The sequence below is a fragment of the Paenibacillus segetis genome, assembly GCF_014639155.1.
In the GTDB taxonomy this organism is placed as follows: Bacteria; Bacillota; Bacilli; order Paenibacillales; family Paenibacillaceae; genus Fontibacillus; species Fontibacillus segetis.
Map to the genome: position 1 here is coordinate 121,532 of NZ_BMFT01000004.1, position 12,846 is coordinate 134,377.

The window sequence follows — 12,846 nt, forward strand, 5'->3', positions numbered from 1 at the left end:
CTTAGGAAGGGCTCTTTACTTTGCTTAAGCACTTAGATTAGACTTTTGGCTTCCATATCTATCCTTTATCCCGTTAATTATGATATATTGTCCAAAAAATTGGCAGGTGATCATCATGAGTGAACAATTCTGGCTAGTGGTACAGTATCCCCTTAAAAGCGCAAAAGGCAACGGGCGCGACTGCTGGCTAAGAGATAAAGTAATGGAATACCTGGAGAAGTCTCTAGCTGATGCTAACTTAGGTTACGTGGATGGCTTTGACATGGGAAAGTGTATGGCCGATCCGAAACAATATGCGCTTAATTTATTCTGCGTCGTCACGGATGAAGAACGCAGTATTGCTTTGATCAAGAGAGTTTTAAGAGAAAGCCGGCTTGATTATACCCGTGTAAAAATGGCTACGAGACCTTATGGGACAGAAGGGAACTATACTTTGAAGTATGCCTATAAGAAGGGGGTTAGTAGCTTTTTGTTGTAACTTGTAACCTCTCAACTTCCTGTAAATGAGATAATAAGCGTAACAGAGGAGTAAGGGGTTGTTATCATTGAGAAAAATAGCTTATATATTTGCGATGCTATACATTTTAACTGGTTGTCGGAGTCCCATTGATGAACCATCTGTTCCTGTAACGGAGAACAATCAAGATGTCGGCACATCCATAGAGGATTCGGTTGAGATAGTTTATAAACAAGTAGAAGGACTTAAACCGCTTGGACAAGCGTCTTCCTCGCAAAAGGGAGAAGTCATTGCAACTAAAAAAGTGAATAACACAAAAGTTGAGATATATCGTGTAAGAGGAGATGAGCATGTTCTGGCGGCATCCATTTCAGTGGGCTCGACCAATTATGATATTGGAGAAATCGGGTACGGAAATATGGCTGATTTTCCTATTGAAGAAGTAGAGGTATTTGGTGATAACTATATAAAAATAATTGGTGCAATTGGAGCGAACTCCCCTGTTGCTGATTATATTTTGCCTGATCCAGAGCGCCCTATGATTCTACACATAGAAGCACATACTGTTGAGGCTGATGTAGACCAAGATGGGGTTAAAGAAATTGTATCCACAGTTGGTACAGCGGCCAATACAACAATTTATAAGCTTCATAACAAGCAAATGATGGCCAGTGATTTAAATGAACTTATGAAAGCCCAAATGGTCATGTACGATCCCAAGACAAATATATTCCAAATCCAAAACAGCAATACTAAGCTTGCAGAATGGAAGCTTCAAGGGAGTATGTTGCAATTCATAAACACAAACACGACAGCCGAAGCAACCTCAACAGTTCCAACAGTACCGACAAGCACAACAGCCCCAGCAGACCCAATAGACACAATAGACTCAGCAGACAAATATCTCCCCAATAAGCACACTCCAGAGCCGCCGGTTACAAGAGAACCGGAGAAAAAAGGACATCTGCCTGAAAGTTTTGTTTACTTGGACGAATATATTCCCTCAGCGCAGCAAGTGATGGGTTATAGCGGTGAGAACAATTTTGTAGGGACGCCGATTGATGGCTATCTGGCCCCACTGGCGATCGTTACAGAAGAAGCGGCTCTTGCGCTGCAGGCAGTTAGTGATGAACTAGAGCAACAGGGACTTATATTAGTTTTCTATGATGCATATCGGCCTCAGAAAGCTGTTGATCATTTCATCCGCTGGTCGCTTGATGAAGAAGACTTATTAATGAAAGAAAGCTTTTACCCCCATGAAGAGAAAAGCACCTTATTTAAGAAAGGATACTTGTCCAAACGGTCCGGACATTCCCGGGGAAGCACCGTGGACGTGACACTTGCTTACGCGGATACAGGAGAAGAGCTAGATATGGGAAGCCCGGTCGATATGCTGGATGTTATTTCTAACTTTAATACTGAACAAATCACTCAAGAACAAGCTGCAAACAGACAGCTTCTTAAGCAACTTATGACCAAGCACAATTTTAAGTCGTATAGTAAGGAATGGTGGCATTATACGTTAAAGGCTGAGCCATTTCCAAATAAGTATTTTGATTTTGATGTCGAGTAGCATAATGTAGTATCACAAGGGCGGCCTATCATGGTCGCTTTTTGCTGGTTCTAGATCTTCTGTTCTTATCCTGTTGGGGACCTTAATACTATTAGCTCAGCTCATTAGACTAGCGGATTGAAATGGCAACAAATATTATCCAGTTACGTCTAAATATGTAGGTGAATTTCTGTTCGCTCAATTTACTCAATAAAGGAGCTATACTTATGAAAAAAGTGTTATTGGGGGCTTTTCTGGCATTCAGTCTTTTGACTTTATCATCAACTACTTATGCAGCAGGAGCAAAGATTCAACTCAAAGTTGATGGTGTTGCTATTACATCCGAGGTCAAGCCTGAAAGTAAGAACAATCGTATAATGGTTCCTTTACGTCTTATTAGTGAAAATTTGGGGGCTATCGTCGAATGGTCCAAATCCGAGGTTATTCTTGTTAAAGGCGATATGAAGGTAGTATTGAAATTAAACAGCGCTGTAGCGGAGAAAAACGGTGAGAAGATGCAGCTTGATGTAAAACCATACTTAAAGAATAATAGCGTGTTTGTTCCACTTCGTTTTATTACGGAGGCGTTTGATTGTAATGTCAGTTATAGCAACAATGTTGTAACTGTCGATACTGAACCATTGGTTATAGATGGTATACGAGTACAAGCATTGCAACAAGAATATCATATGATTATGGGGGGCATCATCTCGCAATTCTCTGGAAATACCTATAACGAAGCGGTATATAATATTTTCATGAAAAACAAAGGTGATAAGGTTGAGGCTCCTGCAAGTTATTCGTGGAATTACAACTTAGACACTCCTGGAGCTTATTATAAGAATGCGCAGTATGATTTTCTAGATCAAAAAGGGGATAGCATCGTTCGCTTTGATGTCTATACTTTAACTCAAGGTGTACCATCCGAACTCTTATCAGGATACCCGAAGACTCTGGTTCATGACGCACTTCAAGATGAGTGGTATTTGTTTAGTGATGCTGCACTAAAGTCTATCAATCAGTTAATGGATAACGCTGTGAAAAACGGTTTTCAGAAGATTATAAGTAATACAGTTGCATAAATTTTGCTTCAGTAATTTCATCTGAATAGAAGAATCCTAGTCTAAAGTCTAGTGTTCAGACACCTCCTAAGACGGTTATGTCAGGCAAATAAGGCGGTTATAATAAATTTATAAATCAGAACGTGACTTATGAAGCCAAAGGAGTGTTTGAATATGAAGGCAATAGATGCGCCTGCAAAGGTGCAAACAGGTAAGGTGAATTGGGTACTTTTTAATCCAAAAACCTATACAACGATCCTCTATTTATTGCTATCTCTCCCATTAGGGATTATCTATTTTACAGTAGCGATAACGGGACTTGCGCTATCCATCGGATTAACTCCAATATTTATCGGAATACCGTTATTCTTTGGAGTAGCTAAGCTGCTTCAGGGGATTGTGAATTTTGAGCAAAGCATGATTAGACAAATTTTAGGTTTGCCTAATCCGCCTGTTTCGTATACCAGCAATCAACAGCCTGAAGCTGGGCAGAACTGGTTGATGCGAATGGTGAGAGGTTTTGACGGTGCGTTATTTATTCGAAACCTGCTACTCGTATTACTAAGATTTGTAACAGGCATTGTATTCTTTGTTATTATGGTAACAGTGATTTCACTAGGACTTGGATTTATTGCTCTTCCAGTCGTGCATATCATTTTGATGAATGAAATGCAGCTTGATATTTTAGAGAATAGCTTGTTTAGTTACTTCCATATCGATTGGACCTATAATCAGCAATATCTGCTGTACGTAGGTGTTGGCCTTGTACTTTTTTGGATCGCACTTCGCGTTGTGAATGGGCTTATGCAAATTCAGCGCAGAATCATGTATGTAGATGAGCCCTATCAGCGGCCGTCAGTGCCAGTGGAAACTCACATGCATGCGCCTTTTCAGTCGGAATATTATGACTACCCTGAGGATCAGCCCACTCAAGGAATGATGCAGCCAGCCTATAGAGAACTTTAGAGATGCATGAATAAAGTCCATACTATATCACTAAAAAAAGCGACCGCTCAGGTCGTTTTTTTTGCGTCTATTTTCCGATACATTGTCCGTCAGATTTTTTATTGGAATGAAGTGATTTTTTATTGTTATGTTACTTAATATCTGTTAACCTTAAATTAAGTAACATTATTCGGAGGGATTCGCTGTGCAATTTGTTAATCCGATTCGGGACATGAACACCATTCAAGCGATGAAAGAAGAGTTGAGAAAACACTCTATAAGGGACCTGTTGCTTTTTGTACTGGGAATTAACACCGGGATTAGTCTCCTTGATTTACTGAATCTTACTGTACAGGACGTTTGGGATGGTCAGAGTGCTAAACAGTTTCTTTATATTAAGGATGAAAAGACAGGAGAAGAAAAGGCTCATTACTTAAACAGCAAGATCGGGGAGATATTAACTGAGTATTTATCTAGCATCGAATGGAAATCTGAGGATTATTTATTTAAATCCAAAAAGGATTGTCGTCCAATTACCCGTCAGCAGGCGTATCGAATTATTAACCATTCGGCAAGGGAGGTAGGAATATCTGAGAAAATCGGGACCCATACGCTGAGAAAGACGTTTGGTTATCATGCGTATTATAGAGGAGTGGCCATCTCCATCTTAAAGTCGATTTTGCATCATCATTCCACGGCAGAAACGCTAAAGTATTTGGGTATCGACAGGGCTGAGAAGAAACCCATCAAAGTGGATGTCAATTTATAAATGATCTGTGTTTTGACAAGAATAAAAAAACTCTCCGCATGGAAGCGGAGAGGGTTCGTTTCTTTATTAACTTTTATTCGACAGAGTCATCTAGCCCCATCGCTGTATGAATATCTACGTTTTTTAATTCGGTGACGATCCCGTCACTAACAAGCACGTGTAAAGTTGCAGCGTCTTTCATAAAGCGGAAAATTCCGTTATCGAAATCCGTATCGACTTCTTTGAAGAAAATGCCCTCATAATCGATTTGTTTTTCGTGATTGAAGCTCAGTTTATAATGCTCCCCATCTTTGATCAAATAAGCACGAATTCCCTTTTCATAAATACCTTCTTCATCCCGAATATAACGGGCAACGGAAACAATATGCAGGTCGACAAATGGGATCTCGCGTACCAAGGAATTAATGATGGATCCCTTCGTAATTTGTTCCCATCGGCTGTGCGCCGTCTGGCCAAGAATGATCTGTGTAATGTTGTTATCTCTTGCCACTTCTGCAATGACCTTAGAGACAGGGCGGCTTTCATTGTCCTTCATGATAAATTGGGCCGTTGCATGGGAGTGGGCATATTCTTTCCATTGTTCGATATAGAATAATTTCTCGGCATCCAGTTCATCGAATGGCTTGGGATCAATGGTCAATATATACAGCGGAGCTTTCATCATATTTGCAATTGCACAGCCGCGTTTGATTAGTCTTTCGCTATTGGGACCATAATAAACGCAAACAAGAATGCTCTCATTATACACGTTATTCATTTTAAGTATTTCACCTCAATGCTAATAGTAGGGCTCGATTAAACTATGTAAGACTATAGTTGATGTTACGCAAAGAGTCAACATGTAGAAACGTAAGCAAAAGTCATGAATAAGGAGGAGTGCACTTGACTATATTTTACACCTTTATTTTTCTCCCGTTGATTAGTGCAATGCTTGTACCCTTACTATATAAGTATTTGAATCGCCTAGTACATACGGGATGGTTCGTTTTACTTGTACCTCTATCTATTTTTATCTATTTGTTACGGTATATACCTGACGTTGCGGCTGGAAACACATATAACTACACATTATCTTGGATTCCGTCTCTTGATATGAACATTATCTCCTACGTAGATGGGCTAAGCCTGCTATTCGGTCTTCTAATCAGCGGTGTGGGCACCTTGGTCATTATATATTCCATTTTTTACATGTCCAAGGTTCGGGAGGCTCTCCATAATTTCTATATTTATTTGCTCATGTTCATGGGCGCCATGCTGGGGTTAGTATTCTCGGATCACCTCTTAGTGCTGTACGGGTTCTGGGAGTTAACCAGTGTCTCGTCCTTCTTATTAATATCCTATTGGTACGAACGTAAGAGTTCTCGCCAAGGTGCCCTAAAGGCGTTATTGATTACTGTCCTTGGCGGATTCGGCATGTTAGCCGGATTTATTATGCTGATCATGATGGCGGATACTTATAGCATCCGTGAAATGATCGCGAACCTGGATGTCATCCAAAGTCAAACGTTGTTTATTCCTGCTATGCTATGCATTTTGCTCGGTGCATTCACGAAATCCGCGCAATTTCCGTTCGGTATTTGGCTACCGGATGCGATGGAGGCACCAACCCCGGTGAGCAGTTACCTTCACTCGGCTACGATGGTCAAGGCTGGCATTTATTTAGTGGCTCGTATGACTCCTGTTTTCGGGGGCAGCCCCGTGTGGTTCTGGCTTGTAGCCGGTATTGGTATCATTACACTGTTGTATGGCTCGTTGACCGCGCTGAGACAGACGGATCTAAAGGCAATGTTAGCTTATTCTACGATTAGCCAATTAGGATTAATCATGTGCCTGCTTGGGGTCGGTTCTTTAGCGGTCTATTTTGGACCTAGTGATAGTGGAACTATCTTTGCGGTAGCTACATTTGCCGCCCTATTTCATCTCTTTAATCACTCGACCTTTAAAGGGAGCTTGTTTATGGTTGTCGGTATTATTGACCATGAGACAGGACGGCGTGATATTCGCTATTTAGGCGGTTTGATGCAAGTGATGCCGATCACGTTCACGATCGCTTTGGTTGGCGGCTTATCGATGGCGGGGTTACCGCCGTTTAACGGTTTTTTGAGTAAGGAAATGTTTTTTGCGGCGGTGAATGATGTATCTAAGGCCGGTATTTTCGGTTTGAGTAACATCGGTATGATGTTCCCGATCATTGCTTGGGTAGCCAGCATATTTACGTTTGTCTACTGTATGATATTCATCTTCAAAACCTTTGGAGGCAAATATCGCCCTGAAAAACTGACACGTAAAGTGCATGAGGCGCCTTGGGGTATGTTGTTTTCTCCAGCTATTTTGGGGTTACTCGTTATACTCATTTTCTTCTTCCCGAATGTATTGGGTAAGTATATTCTCACCCCGGCATTAACCTCGATTTTGCCGATGATGCCGATGTCTTCATATGACCTGAAAATTAGCGCATGGCATGGGCTGAACATGGAGCTCGTGATGACGATCGGTGTCATTGCTGTCGGTCTCCTTCTCTTCAAAACAATGAAGCGATGGATCCAGACCATGCGAAATTATCCGCAAGGATTAACCTTGAATCATTGGTACAATCAAGGATTATCGGGTACGGAGAAGCTCTCGGCGTCCCTGACGAATCGGTATATGACAGGCTCGCTGAGACATTATCTCATCTACATTTTTTCTTTCTTTGTCATTGTATTGCTAAGTTCGCTACTACTGCTCTATGGGTTCCAGTTCGATTTTTCAGGTAATGCAGCTATCAGTATTTTTGATGCGGGCCTTGTGCTCGGGATGGTAATCTCCGCATTTACTGTCTTATTTGCTGGCAATCGAATTGTGGCTATTGTTGCACTAGGTGCGTTAGGTTATATGGTTTCTATGTTCTTTGTAATCTTTAGGGCTCCTGACCTGGCATTGACACAAATGGTGGTCGAGACGGTAACAACGGTTCTATTCCTGCTATGCTTCTACCATTTGCCGAAGCTGAAGAAAAGGATCGAACGGATTCCTTTCAAACTAACGAACCTGGTCATATCGATCGCGATGGGTTTGACGGTGACCCTGTTGGCATTGTCGGCGAATGGACATAAATTGTTTGAACCGATTACATCGTTTTTTGAAAATGCCTATGAGCTGGCGGGTGCCAAAAATATTGTTAACGCTATATTAGTGGACTTCCGCGGTTTCGATACGATGCTGGAAATATCTGTGTTGGCCATTGCTGGGCTAGGTGTATATATATTGGTTCATCAGCGTTCCAAAAGGAGGGAACAACATGAAACCGAATGATGTGATATTGAAAAGTGTAACTCGAGTGGCTGCGGTGATCATATTGACCTTTTCGATTTATTTATTTATGAATGGTCACCATCATCCGGGAGGGGGATTCATCGGGGGGCTGAGTACGGCATCAGCTATTGTCCTACTGTATCTTTCGTTTGGAATCGAAAAGGTAAGGGAAAATATTCGAGTCGATTTCAAAAAGCTTGCGGCGATCGGCGTGTTGATTGCGATTGGGACCGGGACGGTGGGCGTGGTATTTGGTAAACCTTTTTTAACCCAGACCTTTGGTCACTTTGATTTACCGATATTTGGAGATACTGAGCTCGCGTCTGCTTTGATTTTTGATACCGGGGTCGCTCTGGCAGTCATAGGCACCGCAGTCAATATTATTCTAAGCATAAGTGAGGATCGCTAATATGGAGACATTAATGGTCATACTTGTCGGTATTTTAATATCCATAGGAACCTATTTGATTCTATCTAAGCAACTGCTGCGGATTGTGCTTGGAGCATCGATTGTGAGTCATGCGGTCAATTTGTTGATCATTACTTCCGGTGGGCTGAAGACGGGGAGTGCCCCTCTGCTGGGAGAGAAAGCCGCGGGCTTTGCAGATGCTATTCCTCAAGCATTAATTTTAACTGCGATTGTCATTAATTTTGCCGTGACAGCGCTAGTACTAGTCCTATGTTATCGTTCCTATCAAAGCTTCGGGACGGATGACATGGAGCAATTAAGGGGAAATGAGCATGAATAATTTATTGATCACGCCGGTTATCATTCCTCTGTTGACTGGAATGGTTCTCATCGTATTCCAGAAAAATATAAAGCTTCAGCGGATTCTTAGTCTGGTCGCCTTGTTAGCCACCAGTGTCATTTCGGTTCTATTGATGAATCAGATCAGAGATGGCGGTATTCAAACATTACAATTGGGCGGTTGGGAAGCACCTTACGGCATAAGTTTCGTGGGTGACATGTTCAGTGCTCTGCTGCTTTTGGCTACCTCTATTGTCGCGGTATGTTGCCTAATCTATGCTTTTTCATCGATTGGTCGAAAACAGGAAAAACTTTATTTCTATCCTCTATTTTTGTTTTTGATCACAGGTGTCAACGGTTCGTTCTTAACAGGGGATTTGTTTAATTTATATGTCTTTTTTGAAATGTTTCTGGTTGCTTCCTATGTACTAATCACATTGGGTGGAGCTCAGAGGCAACTACGTGAGTCGCTGAAATATATTTTTACGAACATTATTGCATCGGCGTTCTTTTTGATCGGCGTTGCCTATCTATATTCTATGACGGGGACATTGAACCTCGCCCATTTATCGATCCGGATCGCGGAGGTTGGACAGGATGGATTAATTACCACCGTCGCATTATTATTCCTCATCGTATTCGCCATGAAGGCGGGATTATTGCTCTATTTCTGGTTACCCGGATCATATAGTGTACCACCAACGGCAATCGCTGCTATTTTCGCCGCGTTACTCACTAAGGTAGGGATATACGCTATTTTTAGAATGTTTACGCTCATCTTTTATCATGAGCCACAGATCACCCATCTGTTTATCGGGATCTTAGCTGCAATTACGATGATTTTTGGCGGACTTGGAGCGATAGGTTTTTGGGATTTGCGAAAAATACTAACCTACAATGTGGTCATAAGTGTCGGATTTATTATGGCTGGACTCGTTTCTTTAACACCCGCTGGCATAACAGGTTCTATTTATTATTTGATTCACGACATACTGATTAAGGGGCTTGTATTTATGATTGGGGGAACGATCGTTCACCTCACGGGAACAAGCAATTTGAAGAATATCAGCGGGTTGATTCGGCTTCACCCCGGGTTAGGCTGGATGTTCTTCATCGCGGCTTTGTCTATGGTTGGAATTCCTCCGTTGAGCGGTTTTCTTGGCAAAGTATTTACGACGCAAGGCGTTTTTGAAGCTGGTTATTACTGGCTTGGAGGAATCGGGCTACTGGCCAGCTTGTTCATTCTGTATTCTATGATCAAAATGTTTATGAACGCTTTTTGGGGTGAAACGATTCTGAGTGTAGAGGAGGAGAAGGGTACGACGAAAGGCTTGTTGTTTCCGATCGCTCTATTGACGCTGGCTAGTGTTGCTATGGGAATCGGGGCTGAAGCGATTACGGGTTATGTAGCCCAAGCTGCGGAAGAATTGCTCGATCCAAATTTATATATTCAGGCCGTGTTTGATTAAAGGGGGGAAACAGAGCCATGCCCGTTCAGGTGCTACTCAACATATTCATTGCTTATTTGTGGATGTTTCTGCAAGAGGAAATGAGCATATTAAACTTTATCAGCGGTTACTTCGTCGGTCTGTTTATTTTACTGTGCATCCGCCGATTCTTTAAAAAACCGTTTTATCTATTTACGCTAGCCGCAGTCGGCAAGCTGTTCATTCTGTTTATCCATGAGCTGAATATTTCTGCGATGATGGTCATGAAGCATGTTCTCCGTCCTAAAATCGATGTCAAACCAGGAATTTTCAAGGTAGAAACGGATTTGGAGGGGGATTTGGAAATCACGCTCTTATCCTTATTAATTTGCTTAACGCCAGGCTCGGTCGTGATGGAGGTAACCCCTGACTCAAAGGCACTGTACATTCACGGTCTGAACATGCCCGAATCCAAGGAATCTGTATTAAAATCAAAATCTGTCTTTGAAAAAGCGATAAAGGATGTGACGAGAAAATGATATTTGAGACGGTGTTGATCACTGCTTTATGTATATTAATGCTGGCCATGCTAGCCAATTTATATCGGATTGTAAAAGGGCCGTCCAGTGCAGACCGTGTTCAAGCGCTGGATTCCGTCGGCATTAATCTGATCGCCAGTACTGCCGTGTTCTCCGTGCTGCTGCACACGCATGCCTTTTTTGATCTCATATTACTGATCGGGATCCTTTCATTTATTGGAACGGTTGCCTTTGCCAGATTTATTGAAAGGGGTGTTGTTATTGAGCGGAAGCGGTGAAGTAGTCGGGGCGATCCTCATACTCATGGGTGCTATTTTTAGCTTGATCAGCGCGATTGGGAATGTGCGTTTGCCCGATGTGTACACAAGGTCTCATGCTGCATCTAAAAGTTCTACGCTTGGCGTGCTGTGCGCGTTGGTTGGAGCATTGCTGTATTTCTTAATTTCCGACGGTTTCTTCAGCATACGCCTCATCTTGGGAATCATCTTTGTATTTTTGACAGCTCCAGTGGCCGCCCATGTGATCTGTCGGGCCGCTTACCGCCATCAGGTGCCGTTAGCTGAACAGAGCGTCCAAGATGAATTGAAGGACTATTATATGGAGGATGAGATCCTCAAGGTAGAAGATAAGGGAAGTCTTGTAACTCAGGGGAAATGAAAAAAGCGATCTCCAGGCGAATTTGAATTGACAATAGGTATAATGAGAGAGAGTATCCATAGGGTGCTCTTTTTTATACACGATACTAGGAGGGAACAATGGAACTTATCAAGAGTCAACTAGAGAGCTATGGGATGAGCGAACAAACGATTGGTTACCTTTCAAGTATGATTATGATCGTGTTTATAGCTTTGATTTGTATATTCGCTAACTTAATAGCAAAAAAAATCGTACTCAGGACGATTGTTCGTATCATCAATAATAATCAACGATATACATGGATCAATGTCATTTTGGAGAAAAAAGTGTTCCACAAGCTGTCGCATCTCGTTCCAGCCATCATCATTATTTATTCTGCATCCATCTTTCCGCTATATCGAACTTTAATTGAAAAAGCTGCAGTAACTTATATGATTATCGTAACTATAACGGTGATTAATGCCTTGCTCAATGCTTTTGATGCTATTTATCGTTCGTTTGAGATCTCCAAGATTAGGCCGATCAAGGGATATATTCAGGTTGTGAAGATCATTCTATTTATCATCGGTGGTATCGTGATGATCTCGAATCTCATTGGCCAGAATCCGTTAATCATTCTCAGTGGGCTAGGGGCATTATCGGCTGTTCTGATGCTAGTGTTCAAGGATTCCATATTAGGTCTGGTAGCAGGAGTTCAATTATCTTCTAATGATATGGTACGAGTAGGTGACTGGATTGAAATGCCCAAATATAATGCAGACGGTGACGTGATCGACATTACTTTGAATACGGTAAAAGTTATGAACTTCGATAAAACGATCACCATGATTCCCAGCTACGCTCTCATATCAGATTCCTTCAAAAATTGGAGAGGCATGCAAGTATCTGGTGGCAGAAGGATTAAACGTAGCGTGAATATCGATACAAGCAGCATATGCTTTTGTACCCAAGAAATGATTGAGGAGTTTCAGAAGATTCAATACCTTACCGAATATATCACGACGAGATTACAACAAATTAATGCATACAACACGGAACATCAAATTAATACAGAGAGCAAGGTGAACGGTAGACAGCTTACGAATGTTGGTGTATTCAGAGAATACATCCATCAGTATCTGAAAAATCATCAGCAGATTCATAAAGATATGACCCTGCTTGTCAGACAGTTAGCCCCGGGAGATAATGGGCTGCCATTGGAAATCTATGCGTTCAGCAATGATACCAACTGGAAGGTGTATGAATCGGTCCAGGCGGATATCTTTGATCATATTTTTGCTGTTGCACCGACATTTGGGCTTCGTGTCTTCCAGAATCCCACTGGCCACGATATCGCTCATGTAAAAGAAAGCACAGAATACTCGCGAGGATATTAAGGGTGCGACCGCGTACTTTACGATCCTGCCTTACGATGGGGG

14 protein-coding genes are annotated in these 12,846 nt (G+C 41.9%); 13 read left to right on the forward strand and 1 reads right to left on the reverse strand.

The window, feature by feature from the left end; genetic code table 11:
• The first annotated feature begins 115 nt into the window (after positions 1-115).
• From IEW05_RS21490 to IEW05_RS21510, 5 genes are all read left to right on the forward strand, one after another.
• Entirely contained in the window at positions 116-478 is a 363-nt protein-coding gene (locus IEW05_RS21490) for a hypothetical protein (protein ID WP_188541913.1), read from the forward strand.
• A gap of 67 nt (positions 479-545) precedes the next feature.
• Positions 546-2,030 carry a M15 family metallopeptidase gene (locus tag IEW05_RS25865; RefSeq protein WP_229753648.1) on the forward strand — a complete coding sequence of 495 codons (1,485 nt, stop codon included), beginning with the start codon at positions 546-548 and terminating at the stop codon, positions 2,028-2,030.
• Between the two features lie 206 nt (positions 2,031-2,236).
• A complete protein-coding gene (locus IEW05_RS21500) occupies positions 2,237-3,091 on the forward strand; it encodes a copper amine oxidase N-terminal domain-containing protein (protein ID WP_188541914.1) in 855 nt (284 codons plus the stop codon).
• A gap of 153 nt (positions 3,092-3,244) precedes the next feature.
• Entirely contained in the window at positions 3,245-4,036 is a 792-nt protein-coding gene (locus IEW05_RS21505; protein WP_188541915.1) for a sensor domain-containing protein, read from the forward strand.
• A gap of 184 nt (positions 4,037-4,220) precedes the next feature.
• Positions 4,221-4,784: a tyrosine-type recombinase/integrase gene (locus IEW05_RS21510; protein ID WP_188541916.1), complete on the forward strand. Its 564-nt coding sequence runs from the start codon at positions 4,221-4,223 to the stop codon at positions 4,782-4,784.
• Between the two features lie 73 nt (positions 4,785-4,857).
• Here IEW05_RS21510 and IEW05_RS21515 read toward each other — a convergent pair whose 3' ends face one another.
• Positions 4,858-5,541, reverse strand: coding sequence for a universal stress protein (locus tag IEW05_RS21515; protein ID WP_188541917.1), 684 nt, complete (start codon positions 5,539-5,541; stop codon positions 4,858-4,860).
• A gap of 125 nt (positions 5,542-5,666) precedes the next feature.
• Here IEW05_RS21515 and IEW05_RS21520 point away from each other — a divergent pair, with 125 nt between their 5' ends.
• From IEW05_RS21520 to IEW05_RS21555, 8 genes are all read left to right on the forward strand, one after another.
• Complete coding sequence (locus IEW05_RS21520) at positions 5,667-8,078, forward strand: Na+/H+ antiporter subunit A (RefSeq protein WP_188541918.1); 2,412 nt, start codon at positions 5,667-5,669, stop codon at positions 8,076-8,078.
• Positions 8,065-8,487 (forward strand): Na(+)/H(+) antiporter subunit B, encoded by a 423-nt coding sequence (locus tag IEW05_RS21525; RefSeq protein WP_188541919.1) that lies wholly within the window; start codon positions 8,065-8,067, stop codon positions 8,485-8,487. The genes IEW05_RS21520 and IEW05_RS21525 overlap by 14 nt, the downstream gene beginning before the upstream one ends.
• A 1-nt stretch (position 8,488) precedes the next feature.
• A complete protein-coding gene (locus IEW05_RS21530; protein ID WP_188541920.1) occupies positions 8,489-8,827 on the forward strand; it encodes a Na(+)/H(+) antiporter subunit C in 339 nt (112 codons plus the stop codon).
• Positions 8,820-10,295: a Na+/H+ antiporter subunit D gene (locus tag IEW05_RS21535; protein WP_188541921.1), complete on the forward strand. Its 1,476-nt coding sequence runs from the start codon at positions 8,820-8,822 to the stop codon at positions 10,293-10,295. Before IEW05_RS21530 ends, IEW05_RS21535 begins: the two co-directional genes overlap by 8 nt.
• Positions 10,296-10,312: 17 nt before the next feature.
• Positions 10,313-10,792 carry a Na+/H+ antiporter subunit E gene (locus IEW05_RS21540; protein ID WP_188541922.1) on the forward strand — a complete coding sequence of 160 codons (480 nt, stop codon included), beginning with the start codon at positions 10,313-10,315 and terminating at the stop codon, positions 10,790-10,792.
• On the forward strand, positions 10,789-11,070 hold the full coding sequence (locus IEW05_RS21545; protein ID WP_188541923.1) for a Na(+)/H(+) antiporter subunit F1: 282 nt from the start codon (positions 10,789-10,791) through the stop codon (positions 11,068-11,070). Before IEW05_RS21540 ends, IEW05_RS21545 begins: the two co-directional genes overlap by 4 nt.
• Entirely contained in the window at positions 11,054-11,449 is a 396-nt protein-coding gene (locus tag IEW05_RS21550; protein WP_188541924.1) for a Na+/H+ antiporter subunit G, read from the forward strand. The genes IEW05_RS21545 and IEW05_RS21550 overlap by 17 nt, the downstream gene beginning before the upstream one ends.
• 98 nt (positions 11,450-11,547) lie before the next feature.
• The gene (locus IEW05_RS21555) at positions 11,548-12,804 is read left to right on the forward strand and encodes a mechanosensitive ion channel family protein (protein WP_188541925.1); all 1,257 of its coding nucleotides are present in this window, start codon (positions 11,548-11,550) and stop codon (positions 12,802-12,804) included.
• Positions 12,805-12,846: the final 42 nt, after the last annotated feature.